16 protein-coding genes are annotated in these 13,950 nt (G+C 63.0%); 10 read left to right on the top strand and 6 right to left on the bottom strand.

Annotated elements, in window-relative coordinates; translation table 11 throughout:
* Positions 1 to 172 precede the first annotated feature (172 nt).
* Both aroC and ribB read left to right on the top strand, forming a co-directional pair.
* The gene (aroC, locus tag V4T21_RS12980) at positions 173 to 1,294 is read left to right on the top strand and encodes a chorismate synthase (protein WP_332717464.1); all 1,122 of its coding nucleotides are present in this window, start codon (positions 173 to 175) and stop codon (positions 1,292 to 1,294) included.
* 55 nt (positions 1,295 to 1,349) lie between these two features.
* Complete coding sequence (ribB, locus tag V4T21_RS12975) at positions 1,350 to 2,420, top strand: 3,4-dihydroxy-2-butanone-4-phosphate synthase (protein ID WP_332717463.1); 1,071 nt, start codon at positions 1,350 to 1,352, stop codon at positions 2,418 to 2,420.
* A gap of 354 nt (positions 2,421 to 2,774) precedes the next feature.
* On the opposite strand, the gene V4T21_RS12970 is transcribed toward ribB, so the two are convergent.
* The 3 genes from V4T21_RS12970 to V4T21_RS12960 are packed head-to-tail and all read right to left on the bottom strand — an operon-like array spanning position 2,775 to position 4,575.
* A complete protein-coding gene (locus V4T21_RS12970; RefSeq protein ID WP_332717461.1) occupies positions 2,775 to 3,362 on the bottom strand; it encodes an SCO family protein in 588 nt (195 codons plus the stop codon).
* A 15-nt stretch (positions 3,363 to 3,377) separates the two neighbouring features.
* A complete protein-coding gene (locus tag V4T21_RS12965) occupies positions 3,378 to 3,635 on the bottom strand; it encodes an exodeoxyribonuclease VII small subunit (RefSeq protein ID WP_440589653.1) in 258 nt (85 codons plus the stop codon).
* Positions 3,622 to 4,575 (bottom strand): histone deacetylase family protein, encoded by a 954-nt coding sequence (locus tag V4T21_RS12960; RefSeq protein WP_332717457.1) that lies wholly within the window; start codon positions 4,573 to 4,575, stop codon positions 3,622 to 3,624. Before V4T21_RS12960 ends, V4T21_RS12965 begins: the two co-directional genes overlap by 14 nt.
* 154 nt (positions 4,576 to 4,729) lie before the next feature.
* On the opposite strand from V4T21_RS12960, the gene V4T21_RS12955 reads away from it, so the two are divergent.
* Both V4T21_RS12955 and V4T21_RS12950 read left to right on the top strand, forming a co-directional pair.
* Positions 4,730 to 5,677, top strand: coding sequence for an L-threonylcarbamoyladenylate synthase (locus V4T21_RS12955; protein ID WP_332717455.1), 948 nt, complete (start codon positions 4,730 to 4,732; stop codon positions 5,675 to 5,677).
* Positions 5,678 to 5,693: 16 nt separating this feature from the next.
* Complete coding sequence (locus tag V4T21_RS12950; RefSeq protein WP_332717453.1) at positions 5,694 to 6,059, top strand: hypothetical protein; 366 nt, start codon at positions 5,694 to 5,696, stop codon at positions 6,057 to 6,059.
* Here V4T21_RS12950 and V4T21_RS12945 read toward each other — a convergent pair.
* Positions 6,056 to 7,000, bottom strand: coding sequence for a DnaJ C-terminal domain-containing protein (locus V4T21_RS12945; protein ID WP_332717451.1), 945 nt, complete (start codon positions 6,998 to 7,000; stop codon positions 6,056 to 6,058). The two genes, V4T21_RS12950 and V4T21_RS12945, sit on opposite strands and share 4 nt — an antisense overlap.
* A 213-nt stretch (positions 7,001 to 7,213) precedes the next feature.
* On the opposite strand from V4T21_RS12945, the gene pdxH reads away from it, so the two are divergent.
* Both pdxH and V4T21_RS12935 read left to right on the top strand, forming a co-directional pair.
* Positions 7,214 to 7,783 (top strand): pyridoxamine 5'-phosphate oxidase, encoded by a 570-nt coding sequence (gene pdxH, locus V4T21_RS12940; protein WP_332717483.1) that lies wholly within the window; start codon positions 7,214 to 7,216, stop codon positions 7,781 to 7,783.
* Between the two features lie 3 nt (positions 7,784 to 7,786).
* Positions 7,787 to 8,596, top strand: a complete 810-nt coding sequence (locus V4T21_RS12935; protein WP_332717449.1) for a DUF1499 domain-containing protein — start codon at positions 7,787 to 7,789, stop codon at positions 8,594 to 8,596.
* Here V4T21_RS12935 and V4T21_RS12930 read toward each other — a convergent pair.
* A complete protein-coding gene (locus V4T21_RS12930) occupies positions 8,564 to 9,484 on the bottom strand; it encodes an MBL fold metallo-hydrolase (RefSeq protein WP_332717447.1) in 921 nt (306 codons plus the stop codon). The genes V4T21_RS12935 and V4T21_RS12930 overlap by 33 nt on opposite strands.
* Positions 9,485 to 9,552: 68 nt before the next feature.
* Between V4T21_RS12930 and V4T21_RS12925 the strand changes: the two genes are divergently transcribed.
* The 4 genes from V4T21_RS12925 to V4T21_RS12910 all read left to right on the top strand — a co-directional run bounded on the left by V4T21_RS12925 (position 9,553) and on the right by V4T21_RS12910 (position 12,310).
* The gene (locus V4T21_RS12925) at positions 9,553 to 10,167 is read left to right on the top strand and encodes a biotin transporter BioY (protein WP_332717445.1); all 615 of its coding nucleotides are present in this window, start codon (positions 9,553 to 9,555) and stop codon (positions 10,165 to 10,167) included.
* Between the two features lie 122 nt (positions 10,168 to 10,289).
* Entirely contained in the window at positions 10,290 to 10,460 is a 171-nt protein-coding gene (locus tag V4T21_RS12920; protein WP_332717443.1) for a hypothetical protein, read from the top strand.
* Entirely contained in the window at positions 10,457 to 11,797 is a 1,341-nt protein-coding gene (locus tag V4T21_RS12915) for an NAD(P)/FAD-dependent oxidoreductase (protein WP_332717441.1), read from the top strand. The genes V4T21_RS12920 and V4T21_RS12915 overlap by 4 nt, the downstream gene beginning before the upstream one ends.
* Before the next feature lie 216 nt (positions 11,798 to 12,013).
* Positions 12,014 to 12,310: a hypothetical protein gene (locus V4T21_RS12910; RefSeq protein WP_332717439.1), complete on the top strand. Its 297-nt coding sequence runs from the start codon at positions 12,014 to 12,016 to the stop codon at positions 12,308 to 12,310.
* A 305-nt stretch (positions 12,311 to 12,615) separates the two neighbouring features.
* On the opposite strand, the gene V4T21_RS12905 is transcribed toward V4T21_RS12910, so the two are convergent.
* Positions 12,616 to 13,878 carry a tyrosine-type recombinase/integrase gene (locus V4T21_RS12905; protein ID WP_332717437.1) on the bottom strand — a complete coding sequence of 421 codons (1,263 nt, stop codon included), beginning with the start codon at positions 13,876 to 13,878 and terminating at the stop codon, positions 12,616 to 12,618.
* Positions 13,879 to 13,950: the final 72 nt, after the last annotated feature.

Below are 13,950 nucleotides of genomic sequence, written 5' to 3'. Positions count from 1 at the left end.
ACCGCTTCATACTAACAAATACAGCACGAGGCGTTCATCGCCCCATGCCGTCTATCCATCATCACCCGAGGCCCACCGCCGTCGGGCGTTCCCACACGTCCCCCCTCCCATCGAATGATTGACCGCGCGCCAACCCCTGCCTAGAACACCCTCACCATTTCCGGGGCATCTCATGAGCGACAACACCTTCGGCCACCTGTTCCGCTTCACCACCTGGGGCGAAAGCCATGGGCCCGCGCTCGGCGTCGTCGTCGATGGCTGCCCCGCCGGCCTGCCGATCAGCACCGAGGCGATCCAGCGCGACCTCGATCGCCGCAAGCCCGGCCAGTCGCGCTACACCACCCAGCGCCGCGAGGCCGACGAGGTCAAAATCCTTTCCGGCGTCTTCGAGGACGAGCGCACCGACGGATTGCGCACCACCGGCACGCCGATTTCCCTGCTCATCGAAAACACCGACCAGCGCTCCAAGGATTATTCTGAAATCCGCGACAAGTTCCGTCCCGGACACGCCGACTACACCTATTTCCAGAAATACGGCATCCGCGACTATCGCGGCGGCGGGAGGTCCTCGGCGCGCGAAACCGCCGCGCGTGTCGCCGCCGGCGCCGTCGCGCGCCTCGTGATCCCCCAAGTCACCATCCGCGCTTCGCTCGTCCAAATCGGCCCGCACAAGATCGACTACGCCAATTTCGATTGGGGGCAGGTCGATCAGAACCCGTTCTTCTGCGCCGACGCCAAAGCCGCCGAAACATGGGCCGATTATCTCGACACCATCCGCAAGGCCGGCTCCTCGGTCGGCGCTGTGGTCGAAGTGGTCGCCGAAGGCGTCCCCGCCGGCTGGGGTGCCCCGATCTACGGCAAGCTTTCCGCCGATATCGCCTCGGCCTTCATGTCGATCAATGCGGTCAAGGGCGTCGAGATCGGGGAAGGCATGCACGCTGCCGAGCTGACCGGCGAGGCCAATGCCGACCAGATGCGTTCGGATCGCCCACTGCCCAATTTCCTCTCCAACAATGCAGGCGGCATATTGGGCGGCATTTCGACGGGCGAACCCATCGTCGCCCGTTTCGCCGTCAAGCCGACCAGCTCCATCCTCACCCCGCGCCAGACGGTCACCACGGAAAATGAGGATACCGACATCATCACCAAGGGCCGTCACGACCCTTGCGTCGGCATCCGCGCCGTGCCGATCGGCGAGGCGATGATGGCCTGCGTTCTTGCCGATCATTTCCTGCGCCATCGCGGGCAAACCGGGCGTGAAGGCGGCGTTGGCTTCGGAAGGACGGAGCAATGATCGAAAAAGTGGCTTCCGGTTTTTCGAGAAATCATTGCGGTAAGGAAATTATCTGATGACGGTTTCGTCCGACGCCCGCGTCCAGTCCGCGCTCGATGCCATGAAGCGCGGCGGCATGGTCGTGGTCATCGACGATCACGACAGGGAAGGGGAGGGCGACATCATCGCCGCCGCCTCCACCGTCACCTCCGAACAGATGGCCTTTATCGTCCGCCACACCTCGGGCATCGTCTGCGCGCCGATCACCGGGGAGCGGGCGGCAAAGCTCCATCTCGATCCCATGGTGGCAGTCAACGATTCGGCCCATACCACCGCGTTCACGGTCTCGATCGATTTCAAGCATGGCACCACCACCGGCATTTCCGCCGACGACCGCACAGCGACAGTGCGGGCGTTGACCAATGGCAATGTGGCGGCTGAGGATTTCTCCCGGCCCGGCCACATCTTCCCGCTCATCGCCCGGCGCGGTGGCGTTCTCATGCGCTCGGGGCATACCGAAGCGGCTGTCGACCTCTGCAAGCTCGCCGACCTCCCCGATGTCGGCGTCATCTGCGAACTGGTCAATGACGACGGCACCGTCACCCGTGGCCAGCAGGTCGCCGATTTCGCCTCCCGGCACGACCTCCCGCTCATCTCGGTGGCCGACCTCATTGCCTACCGTCAGCGCCGCGAAAAGCTGGTCGAACGTGTCGCGACGTTCGAGATCGAAACCGCCGCCGGACGCGCTATTGCGCACGCCTATTCCACCCCGTTCGATCGCGTGCAGCATCTGGCCCTGGTCTTCGGCAACCCGTCCACCGCCGAAGCCACCCCGGTGCGCCTCCAGCGCGAGGATATCGTCGCCGATGTATTCGGCGACGCGTCGAAGCTTAACCAGTCCATTCAGGCTCTCGCCGAGACCGGTGGCGTCCTCGTCTATCTGCGGGAAGGCACCGCCGGCGTCGCCCACGACAGCAGCGCGGAAGACCATGGCTCGGCGCGCGACCGCGAGGCCGAATGGCGGGAAGTGGGGCTCGGCGCGCAGATTCTGCGCGATCTCGGGGTCACGACCATCCGCCCCATGTCCTCGCGCTCGCGCCGCTATGTCGGCCTGGAAGCCTTCGGCATCACCATCGCCGAAGGGTGAGGCATAAAGTCCCTTCGCGCCGCCCTTGAAGTGCCGCGATTGATGGCCATGTTGTCTATCAGGGCCTCCGATCGACGGCGGCCCGGTTCCTGCAAACGTTAAAGCAAGAGGCTCCCGCGAACCCGTGGAGAGCCCGGGAGAAAGCTATGCCTGCCATGCGGTTATGCCGCTCGTGCGACGGGCCGGTGCCGCGCGCCTCGCGCCGGTGCCCCTGGTGCAAGACCGACATAAAGACCTTCAGCCCAAGCCCCGCGAAAAGCGGCGCGTCCGTTCGCGGAAAACGCTCCGCCTCGCGCGTCCTGCCACCGCCGGACCGCGAGGTGCAAACCGAATTCTGATCGGAGCCGCGTGCGGCTATACCTCGGTGAGGCGTTCCACCTTGTCCAGCGCAGTCTGGGTGTTTTCGCCCCAGGCGATGGTCCCGAAAAACTCGCCCTTTTCGTCGATCATGAATACCGAGGCCGTATGGTTCACAAGATATTCGGTCGTGCCCTCGGCCTCGACCTTTTCGGAAAATATCCCGTAAGAGCGCTTGATCTGCTCGGTCTGCGCCTCGTCGCCCACCAACCCCATAACGTCGGGGCCGAAATTGGAAAGATAGGCCCGCGTATGCTCGAGCGTGTCGCGGGTCGGGTCGACCGATACGAAAACGATGCGCAACTCGTCGTCTTCCAGCCCCAATGCTTCCTTCCACCCCGTCGCTTCGGCAAGCGTCATGGGGCAGACGTCGGGGCAATGGGTGTATCCGAAGAACATCAGCGTGGGCGTGCCGACCAGATCGTCCTGGGTGAAGGTTTCCCCGCTTGCGGTCGAAACCATCTCGAACGGCCCACCGAACATGGAGCCGGATGGCTGGATGGGACGGGTGAAAAAGATGACCGTCGCCGAAACCGCTGCAAGGGCCACGAGGGCCCATAAAACGATGCGCACTTTTCCCAGCACGGCCGAATTTCCCAGCTATTGATCCAGCGGTTCGACGCCGGTCGGCGTTCCGTCCCGCGCCAGCGTGATCTTTTCGATCCGCGCTTCGGCCTGCTTGAGCAGGGCTTCGCAATGGCGCTTGAGCGCTTCGCCGCGCTCATAGATCGCAATCGATTCCTGCAGCGGGGCCTTGCCGCCTTCAAGCTGCGCCACGATCTTTTCCAGTTCGTCCAGCGCGGCTTCAAAGCTCAGATCGGCGATGTCGGTCATGGCTGCTCTCTCAGTGTTCGTCATGATCAGGTCCGGCTTCGCCGGTCAGCAGCATGCCTACATGTGCCGATACCCCTGAGGCAAGCCCGTCCAAATCGTAGCCGCCTTCCAGCATCGAGACCACCCGGTTTGAGCAGCGCTTGGCGGCGATGTCCATCAACTTTCCCGTGAGCCAGGCATAGTCCGATCCCACCCATTCGAGCTGCGCCAAGGGGTCTCGACGCTCCGCATCGAACCCCGCGGAAATCAGCATCAGGTCGGGCGCAAAATTGTCCAGCGCGGGTAGGATATGGTCCTTGTACGCCTCGCGCATTTCGCCCCCACCAGTCCCGGCATCGAGCGCGGCGTTGACGATGTTGCCCACGCCCGTTTCATGCGGCGCCCCTGTCCAGGGATAAAGCGGCATCTGGTGCGAGGAGGCATAGAAGACGCTCGGATCGTCCTTGAAGATATCCTGCGTGCCATTGCCGTGATGCACGTCGAAATCGATGATGGCGATGCGTTCGGCACCATAAAGCCGTTGTGCCTGCCGCGCCGCGATGGCGATGGTGTTGACGAGGCAAAAACCCATCGAGCGCTCGCGCTCGGCGTGATGACCTGGTGGGCGCGAGAGCACGAATGCATTGTCCGCTTCGCCCAGAACCACCGCTTCGACGGCCCGCAAGACGCCACCCAGTGCCGTGGCCGAGGCGTCGAGGCTGCGTCCGGAAACGAAGGTATCGGCATCGATCTGCCTTAACCCCTCGGCGGGCCTGAGCTCGCGGATGGTATCCATCACCTTATCGCTGTGCACCAGTTCGGCGAGTTCGAGATCGCCCGAAGGTGCCGCTTCGCGCTTGAGCGCTATAAAGCGCGGGCGGTCCAGCGCCTTGGCCGCTGCCTCGATCCGCTCCTGGCGTTCGGCATGGCCCTGCGGGGTGAGGTGAGCGGAGCCGTTGGTCTGGCTAAGAAGAAGGGTGGTCATAGGGGCCTCGGATAGAGCGCTTTCGCAGGAGCGGTCCCGACGGCGATTTCGCGGGGGTCATGACGCGGTAAAACAAGGGCTTGGAGCATTTGGGCAAAATGGACTAGCCTCTGTTCTTCTTGACGCGGCCCGGACCGCTTGTCAAACACCGCCGATGACAACCGAACGCAAAGATCCTCAGACTGTCCAGGAGGCCGCAGCCCTGTTGCGGGCGGGACAGCTTTGTGCGTTCGCCACCGAAACTGTCTATGGCCTGGGCGCCGACGCGTCCAACTCGGACGCTGTCCTCAAAATATACGAAACCAAGGGCCGACCGCGCTTCAACCCGTTGATCTGCCATTGCGCAGATATGGAAATGGCCGAGCGCTACGCCCGTTTCTCCCCGCTGGCGCATCGCCTTGCGGAAGCCTTCTGGCCCGGGCCGCTGACCCTTGTCCTGCCGGTCAGGGCAGAGGCCGGCCTTTCCGATCTCGTGACGGCGGGTCTGCAAACTGTGGGGCTGCGTGTCCCCGCTCACCCCATGGCGCGTGATCTGATCGCCGGCCTGGGCCGACCCGTTGCCGCCCCTTCGGCCAATCCTTCGGGAAGGCTGTCCCCCACCACCGCCGAACATGTGCGAGCCGCGTTTGATGGAACCGTCCCGGTTCTGGATGGCGGCCCCTGCTACAGCGGCGTCGAATCAACCATCCTTGCTGTCGAAGCCGATACGGTGACTCAACTCAGGGCAGGCGGTCTGCCGCGCGATGAAATCGAGGCGGTCCTGGGCCACTCCGTCGCTTTGGCGGCCCACGATGCGGCGATCGCTGCGCCCGGCATGCTCAAGAGCCATTACGCACCTCGTGCCAACCTGCGCCTCAACGCCTGCGCGCCCGACCCCGGTGAAGCCTATCTCGCTTTCGGTTCCGCACCCGACTCCAACGGCCCGCTTCTCAATCTCTCCCCCGAGGGCGATCTGCGCGAAGCAGCCCGTAATCTCTTTGCGTTCCTGGCCCGTCTCGATGCCTCAGGGGCCGGAACGATTGCCGTGGCGCCCATCCCGCATCATGGCCTGGGCGAGGCGATCAACGACAGGCTTCAGCGCGCCGCGGCGCCGAGATCGTGACTGGAAAAGGCGGTCGATGACCCGGATTACCCGCAGCGGCGAATGTGGCAACTCGCCCAAGAACGCCTTTGCCGAAGACTTTGCGATCGCTCTTCTGACCGCAGACGCCGATAAGTTGAACAACTGGCTCGCTGCCCAGTGCTCCGCTCTACTCCCCAACGGCATAAACGCGGACGGCACCGAAGCGATAATGTCGGCGATCGGAAAAATTCTCCCGGATATCGAAAGCCTGCGTATTCACCACGCCATCACCCACGGCCGGGTCGGCGCGATCAACGGCGAGCTTGTTCAGACCGAAAAGACGACTGGCTTCGCGCTGATGCTGGATTTCAAGACGACCAAGGCGGACAGCGTGGCCGCCATCCGCCTCTATCTCGCTTAGTCCCTAACCTTGTAGGGCTTCTGGTCGCGCCAGAAGCGCATGAGGCTTTCAAGGTCCGGATCGCCACCCTCAGGCAGGACGACCCGTAGATTGACGTAAAGATCGCCATTTCCGAACAGCCCCTTGCCCTTGAGGCGCAGCGCTTTGCTCGTATCGGGACCGGGCGGCAGGTTCAGCTCCACCGCACCGTCAATGGTCGGCACGCGAACCTTGGCGCCCAGCACCGCTTCATAAAGCGTGATGGGCACGTCCACGCGCAAATCGTTTCCATCGCGGCGGAACTGCTTGTGTTTCGCAAATTTGACGGTCACCAGCGCATCGCCCGGTTCCCCACCGTGGGGCGAAGGTCGGCCCTGCCCGCGCAGACGCACCTGCTGGCCTTCCTCAAGCGGGGAGGGAAGCTTTACGGACACCGTCTTGCCCGAGGGCAGCGTCACGGGAACCGAGCCTCCCTTGTGCGCATCCTCGAGCGAAACGGCAAGATTGACGACGGCGTCCTCGCCCTTGGGCGCGTGTCCGCCACCCATCGAGCCCGAGAACGGGTCCCAGCCCGCGCCACCGCCGAAATTGCTGCTCGTTCCGGCCGAGCGGCGAGCGCCCCCGAAACCGGTCATGAATTCCTTGAGAATGTCTTCGGCGTTGAACCCGCCGGCATTGGCGCCAGCGCGTCCGCCCCGCATGGCGGACGGATCGAAGCCGCCGAAGCCGGAAAATTTCGGATTCCCGTCAGCATCGATCTCACCGCGATCATATTGAGCGCGCTTGGTCTGGTCCGAAAGAAAATCGTAGGCGGCGGTCGCCTCGGCGAATTTTTCGTGTGCCGCCTTGTCGTCGGGATTTTGGTCCGGGTGCAGCGTCTTGGCCAGCTTGCGATAGGCGCTCTTGATCTCCTTGTCGCTGGCGCTCTTCGGCACCCCAAGCACTGAATAAGGGTCGCGCATTCGCTTAGGTCACCTTGAAAGGGCGCCCCGGTGGTCTTCCGGCGGCGCCGCGTCCTTTCGATTCCATGATTTGCGGGCAGTTGAAGCACCGCAGGTTTGCGTTCTATATGGCTACGGACCCCGCCATTGTCCAGAAGTGATGGAATATCGCCCGTGACGGCTTCGCTCACCGACCTGCTTTTCGATGACGCCTACAAAGGCGAAATCGATCCCATGGATCTCTTCCCCATCTGGCTCGAAGAGGCGCGCGCGAGCGAAATCAACGATCCGAACGCCATGGCCGTCGCCAGCGTGGATGAGGCGGGCATGCCAGATTTGCGCATGGTCCTGCTCAACAGTTTTTCGCCCACCGGGTTCGTTTTCTTCACCAATTTCGAATCGGCCAAGGGCCGCGAACTGCTCGCCCAGCCCAAGGCCGCGCTGCTTTTCCATTGGAAGAGCCTGCGCCGGCAGATCCGCATCCGTGGCCCGGTCGAACAGGTGCCCGTAGCGGAGGCCGATGCCTATTTTGCGACCCGGCCGGCCCAATCGCGCATCGGCGCGCATGCATCCGACCAGTCTCGGCCTCTCGAAAGCCGCCAGGCGTTGGTCGATCGTGTTGAAACGCTCACCGAACGCTTCGGCGATGGCGACATCGCTCGCCCCCCTCATTGGTCGGGTTTCCGCATCCGGCCGTTGCAGATGGAATTCTGGAAGGATGGCGCCTTCCGCCTGCATGACCGTGTTCGGTTTTCCCGCCCGGCGCTCGATGCCGCCTGGTCGCGCATGCGGCTCTATCCCTAATCCATGCGCATCCTCGTCCGCACGTCCAAACTGGCGATATGGGCTCGGCGCCTCGCCCTCTTTGCCGCTGCGCTGATCCTGATTTCGGCGGCGTTGCATTTCTTCGGCCAGATTGCGCCCGATGTGTTCGAAATCAGTCTCGTCATCGGCAGCATTTGCGCCGCTGCCGCGTTCCTCGCCGCAATCGCCGCCTATATCCGCCTCTGGTTTACCGGGGACAGGGGATGGGGCCCGGCCACTATCGGTTTCGTGCTCGGAATCTTGGGCCTCATGCCGGTCGGCGCCGCTGCCGTGCTTGCGGAAATCTATCCCTCGACCGCCGACGTCACGACGGCCTTTTCCAATCCCCCGCAATTGCGCATGGCCCACCCCGATCAATCCCGGATCGACCCGGAAACGGTGCTGGCTTCGTTTCCCAACCTCATCACGCGCATCTACCGTATCCCGCCCGAAACACTTTTCTCCTTGGGAGAAGTGCTTGCGCGGGCCAATGGCTGGCAGGTTCTCGCCGCAACGCCACCCACCGACGGAGCGGTTGGCGAACTCAACGCCCTGCGTTTTTCGCTGCTCGGCTTTGAAAACGAGATCGCCTTCCGCGTCCTGCCCAACCCGATCGGCGCGCTGATCGACCTGCGCGCCGCCTCGATCGAACCCGTTTTTCACGATCTGGGCGATAATGGCCGTGCCATCGAGAGCTTTCTTTTAGCGCTCGACGATTCGGTTTCGGCCTATATCCAGAGGAACATGGCCGAAACCGACGCCATGCCCGTGGACCCGGGCCTAGTCCCGGAGGAAGAGGCGGGTGCCCAATAGTCCGCGCCGAATCTCGATTTCGCCCCGCGCTTCGAGATATTCGGCATGCGAGAGCAATGTGCGCCGCGCGCCCAGCGCCAGCCGCCCATTGAGCGTGGGATAAATCGCCTCCGTCGCGGCCGCCAACGTCGTCGGCCCCTTGCGCAAGACCTCGAGCAATTGCCCGTTCCGCATCAGCCTGTGCGCCTTGAGCGCACGCGCGAATGCGGGGCCGTCGGCAATCCCTGCGCCATGGGCTGGCACATAGCGGGTCTGGGGCAGGGCGATGATTTTATCGAGCGATGTAAGATAATCGTCCAGACTGCCATCGGGCGCGGCAACCACTGTTGAATTCCAGCCCATCACATGGTCGCCCACCAAAACCATATCGGTTCCTTTGAGGGCGAAGGCCAAATGGTTGGCGCAATGGCCCGGCGTTGCCACCACCTCAAGCACTATCGCTTCGATCTCGATAGTTTCGCCATCGACAAGTGTCCGGTCGGGCATCAGCGTGAAATCCGACGATGCGCGGAAAGGGTTGAACTCGAACGGCTTGAGCGGCCGCGAGAGCCGATGCGGCCCGCCCGACCAGAGCGGCGCGCCCGTTTCGGCCACCAGCCGCCTCACGAGCCCGCTATGGTCGCGATGGGTGTGGGTGAGGATCACGGCCAACACCTCCCGCCCATCGATGGCGGCCAGCAGCGCGTCAAGGTGAGCAGGATCGTCCGGCCCAGGGTCGAGCACCGCTACGGCGCCTTCGCCGATGAGAAAACTGTTGGTTCCGGTAAACGTATAGGGGCTGGCGTTAGGGGCCGTCACCCGCACGATTGCGGGCGCAATCGCCACAGGGTGTCCCGTTTGCGGATCGAAATCGGTCGAATAGGACGGGGAGGGCAGGGTGGCGGGCATTGCGCGCGCTCGCGTGTCTGGATAGAACATTGGCTTCTTGCTTCGGCTTTAACGCAAAGGGACAAGTTATGGCCACGACTTTCGCCACCCCCAACACGCTTCTCGGCCTTTATCAGCCTCGTTCGCAGGCCGCGCGCCTCGTCTCGGCTGTGGCGGTCGCCTTCCTGGGCACCATCGTGCTCACCGTTGCGTCCAAGATCAACGTACCGGTCTGGCCGGTCCCGGTAACGCTGCAGACGCTTGCCGTCGCCGCGCTGGCCGGCGCGTTCGGCGCCCGTATGGCGGTGGCCACCGTGGCGCTCTACCTCGCCCAGGGCATCGCCGGCCTGCCGGTGTTTGCCGGGCCCTTTGCCGGCCTTCCCTATGTGTTCGGCCCGACCGGCGGCTTCCTGGTCGGCTTCCTGTTCATGGCGGCGATCATCGGCGCGCTGGCCGATCGGGGCGCCATGCGCTCGGTTCCCAAGGCCTTCGGTGCCATGCTCCTGGGCAATGCCGTGATGTTCGTCTTTGGTTTCGTCTGGCTGCTCACCATGGCTGGGAATGCCGCCTGGATCGACCAGTCCAATGCCGTCGCCTCGGCTTTCCAGGGCGCGGTGCAGCCGTTCATCGTCTGGGACATCGTCAAGATGGCCTTCGCGGCCCTGACGGTGGTCGGCGGCTGGGCGCTGCTGGCCCGCAAGTAAGCGGCAGGCAGTAGCTAGTTTCAAGGGCCGGCCTCAGGGCCGGCTCTTTTGTTTTTTGCAACCGGGTCCGGGTGCTCTCCGTTGCTTTTGTGACACGCAGATAACGGTCGCAGGAGAAAAAAATGGACCCGTTTCCCTATCCCTGGTTGTTCGCGGTGCTCGGCGGTGCCATCATCCTGGGCATCGTGATTGCTTACGGCGCGTATAAATCGTCGAAAGCCACCCCCCGGCAGAAAGATGCTGCCGAGCGCGGCGCACATAATCTGTATCATAAGGACCAGAACGAGAATTGAGTGACGAAGAACGTCGCGTCGTCATCGTGGGAGCCGGCTTCGGCGGCTTGAGCGCGGCCAAAAATCTGGCGCGCGCCGGGGTGCCGATAACGCTTATCGACAGGCGCAATCACCATCTTTTCCAGCCGCTGCTGTATCAGGTCGCGACGGCAATGCTGTCGCCGGCCGAGATCGCCGTGCCTATCCGCTCCGTGCTTTCGCCGGGCAAGGGACGCGATATCGAGATCATGATGCAGGAAGTGGGCAGCATCGACACCGAGCAAAAAATCGTCCGCTGCGTAGGGGGCGATGAAATTCCCTATAGCGCGCTCGTCGTCGCGACCGGGTCGAAATACACCTATTTCGGGCATGAGGACGATTGGGCGTCGTTTGCCCCCGCCCTCAAATCCATCGACGATGCCGTCAATATCCGCCGCCGGGTGCTGCTGTCCTTCGAGCGGGCGGAAACCACCAACGATCCCGCGCTGCGCGAAAGGCTGATGACCTTCGTCATCATCGGCGGCGGTCCCACCGGGGTTGAAACCGCCGGCGCGCTCGCCGAACTGGCCAAGGCGACCCTGGCCCGCGATTTCACCAACATCGATCCCCGCGCCGCCCGCGTGGTGCTGGTCGAAGCCGTGGGCGGGCTTCTGAGCGCATATCCCAGCCATCTTGGCGCCTATACCGAACGCAAGCTGACCGATCTCGGCGTCGAGGTTCTCACCAATTCCCCGGTCAAGAATATCGATGCCGAAGGTGTGACGGCGGGTGACACCCTGATTTCGACCTCGAACGTATTCTGGTGCGCCGGGGTCGAGGCAACGCCGGTCGGCAAATGGCTGGGGGTCGAAACCGAACGCAATGGCACCGTCAAGGTCGGTCCGGACATGCAGGTGCCCAGCCTTCCGGGCGTCTACGTCATCGGCGACGCCGCCTCTGCCTATGATGCGGACGGCAAGCGCTTTCCTGCACTCGCCCCCGTAGCCAAGCAGCAGGGCAAATACGTCGCCGAATCGATTGTCCGCGCCCAGCAGGGGAGAGAGCCACAAGGCCGGTTCCGTTATCGCGACTGGGGTACCATGGCCACCATCGGCCGCTCGGCGGCCGTGGGCAAGTTCGGGAAGCTCGAGGTCAAGGGCTTTCCCGCCTGGATGATGTGGGGCGCCGTCCACATCGCCTATCTCGTGGGCTTCCGCAACCGCGTCAACGTGCTGGTCAACTGGCTCTGGGCGTGGGTCACCTATTCCAAGGGTGCTCGCCTCATCACCGGCCCCGAGGCTTCGGCCACCCGTTCCCTCGATAGCCGCAAGGCGATCGATGAGGAGCTCGACAAGACGGTCGCCAACCTCAAGGGGTGAACCGTCCACAGTGCGAGGCCTGGGTTATCTCAAAACCAGGCCTCTCAGCGCTCCACGCCTTGTAATCGGCGCAATCGGAGCCCATATGGAATTGGACGCGCCGCGATACGGCCTGCGTCCCTGATTCTTCACAACAGAATCGAATTTCACCAGCGCCTCGCCCAAAGCGGCTAGAGGCGCTGCAACATGGCTGGGCTCGGCCCGGCAATAGGAACTATGAAAAAAATAAAAATGAACGCCAACGCGGCCCTCTATTTGGGCAGCGACTGGCATAACGCACAAAATGAGGGGGCACGAATTTTTCCGACGGCCGCGCAGGCGGTCCGGTTCGCAATGGAAGAAGCGGCCCCGGTCAGCCTCAGGGGCGCCTTGATGGTCGTGGACGGTCGCCGGTTTTCAGGCGGTGAAATCGCCGATTTGTATCGCAGCGAAAATTATCCGTTCCGTCACAAGGTCACCCGGCGATATCGCCCTTCGGCGACGGCAAAGCGACTGCAACAAACAGCGCACTGACCGATTGCCCCATCAATGCCGCATTTGTTCACGACACCGTGAATACCCCTAGTTGCGGCGGACCTCCCTCGCTTGGGGTAGGACCGGTCCTGCGTTTGAGCCCCCAATCTCTGCAGGCCGGTCCGTTCCCTTCAAGGAACTCCGGGATTTCCCAAGATTACCACGCATATCGGCAAGCGGCTTCCCAGCCGCCCCATGACCCATGCTGTCGGATAAAAAGAAACCGGAGGCCGAAGCCTCCGGTTTTTTATTGGTCGGAGTAGGGTGATTCGAACACCCGACCCCCTCGTCCCGAACTCTGATCCTCACACGATCTGCGCCGGTTTTCGCCGGTTTTCTGGGCTTATCGAAACAGATGAATCACGATTTGTTCCGCTAACCCTGTCGGAACTCTGTCGGTGGAGGACAGGTCTTGCCATTTTGTTCGCGGCCGCCCGAAGGTGGTCGGGATGGTGGTGGCCATAGACATTGGTCAGCACTTCAACGCTCACACCGAAATAGCCCGAGGCGTCCCAGATATCCATGCCGCGCTGCATCGCCCAGGTGATCGCGGTGTGGCGCAGAACGTGCGGGACGACGTCAGCGCCCAACCCGGCCTCTTTCACGAGCGCCCGAAACGCTTTGTCGATCCTATCGACGTTCTCCCCATGAAATTCTACTGCATAGGTCTGCCCATTGGCCTTCCAGCGCCGCATATGACCCAGCAGAGGGTCTGGCAGCGGCACAGGCGGTTGCCGCTTCTTGGTGCGCCTCTGGCCCTCGGCACGCCGATACCAAAGCCCGGCCTCCAAATCGATGTATCCGGCGCCGGTCATCTTGGTGAAGGCGGCCTTGAGCGTGGCTGACTTGCGGGTGCCGGTGTAGAGCGACATCAGGATGAACCGGGCGACGTGTTTCCAGCGGCTATAGTCGTCCATCTCCCCCGTCTTTCCATTCTTGCGCCGCGCGCGCCATGCCGTCCAGACGAGCCTTGCGGCTTCCTCCCGAGTTAGCCAGCGGTCACGTGGATCGGCCTTCTCCGGCAGTGTCACTGGCACCGGCCGATCGATCACCGCTTCCTTGTAGGCGTGGTTGATCGCAGCGCGCAGGTCCTCCAAGTCTCGCCTGGCCGCGCTTCCTTTCCCCACGAACTGCCCATACGCCTTGCAGGTGATCGCCCGAACGTCGCTGGCGTGACCGGTCACTGCCTCGCCGCCGCGCTTCATTGAGCGCAACGTCGCCCGCATCGCATCGGGGTCACCCCAAAAAGACGCGAGGCGAAGGATGCGCGCCTTCGCCTCGGAGGGCCGGCTATGTCCCGGCACTACGTCTGATAGGTAGAGGTTGAGCAGGTCTAGCGTGTAGACGACAGTGGGATCACCATGCCTTTGCGCGGGCTGGTACTTTTCCGCGATGTAGTCGGCAAGCTGTCGCTCAGCCTCCGCGCGGTCATCTGGAGCGCAGCCCGTGCTCTTCCTAAATCCTCCGTCGTCGCGGATGAGCCAGACGGAAGCCTCGACGCTGCCGTTCTTGTTTGTGCGCTCGGGCTGGAGCCAGAGGCGAGGGCCCTTGGGCTTTGGACCTGACATCGTTCCTTCATCTCCCTGATCGCGGCGGGCGTGACAAAATCCTTTTTCCCGATCCGCAGCAGCGTGAGGTTC

The sequence above is a fragment of the Pelagibacterium mangrovi genome, from assembly GCF_036662815.1.
In the GTDB taxonomy this organism is placed as follows: domain Bacteria; phylum Pseudomonadota; class Alphaproteobacteria; order Rhizobiales; family Devosiaceae; genus Pelagibacterium; species Pelagibacterium mangrovi.
The sequence above is the reverse complement of the archived record's forward strand: the minus strand, read 5'-3'. Positions and strand labels throughout refer to the sequence as shown.

Excerpts from the sequence above, each read along its gene's own strand:
- V4T21_RS12920 (WP_332717443.1), top strand. The coding sequence starts at position 10,290 with ATGGACCCGTTTCCCTATCCCTGGTTGTTCGCGGTGCTCGGCGGTGCC.
- pdxH (WP_332717483.1), top strand. The coding sequence starts at position 7,214 with ATGGATCTCTTCCCCATCTGGCTCGAAGAGGCGCGCGCGAGCGAAATC.
- ribB (WP_332717463.1), top strand. The coding sequence starts at position 1,350 with ATGACGGTTTCGTCCGACGCCCGCGTCCAGTCCGCGCTCGATGCCATG.
- V4T21_RS12945 (WP_332717451.1), bottom strand. The coding sequence starts at position 7,000 with ATGCGCGACCCTTATTCAGTGCTTGGGGTGCCGAAGAGCGCCAGCGAC.
- V4T21_RS12965 (WP_440589653.1), bottom strand. The coding sequence starts at position 3,635 with ATGACGAACACTGAGAGAGCAGCCATGACCGACATCGCCGATCTGAGC.
- V4T21_RS12905 (WP_332717437.1), bottom strand. The coding sequence starts at position 13,878 with ATGTCAGGTCCAAAGCCCAAGGGCCCTCGCCTCTGGCTCCAGCCCGAG.
- V4T21_RS12960 (WP_332717457.1), bottom strand. The coding sequence starts at position 4,575 with ATGACCACCCTTCTTCTTAGCCAGACCAACGGCTCCGCTCACCTCACC.
- V4T21_RS12910 (WP_332717439.1), top strand. The coding sequence starts at position 12,014 with ATGAAAAAAATAAAAATGAACGCCAACGCGGCCCTCTATTTGGGCAGC.
- V4T21_RS12925 (WP_332717445.1), top strand. The coding sequence starts at position 9,553 with ATGGCCACGACTTTCGCCACCCCCAACACGCTTCTCGGCCTTTATCAG.
- V4T21_RS12955 (WP_332717455.1), top strand. The coding sequence starts at position 4,730 with ATGACAACCGAACGCAAAGATCCTCAGACTGTCCAGGAGGCCGCAGCC.
- V4T21_RS12950 (WP_332717453.1), top strand. The coding sequence starts at position 5,694 with ATGACCCGGATTACCCGCAGCGGCGAATGTGGCAACTCGCCCAAGAAC.
- aroC (WP_332717464.1), top strand. The coding sequence starts at position 173 with ATGAGCGACAACACCTTCGGCCACCTGTTCCGCTTCACCACCTGGGGC.
- V4T21_RS12935 (WP_332717449.1), top strand. The coding sequence starts at position 7,787 with ATGCGCATCCTCGTCCGCACGTCCAAACTGGCGATATGGGCTCGGCGC.
- V4T21_RS12930 (WP_332717447.1), bottom strand. The coding sequence starts at position 9,484 with ATGCCCGCCACCCTGCCCTCCCCGTCCTATTCGACCGATTTCGATCCG.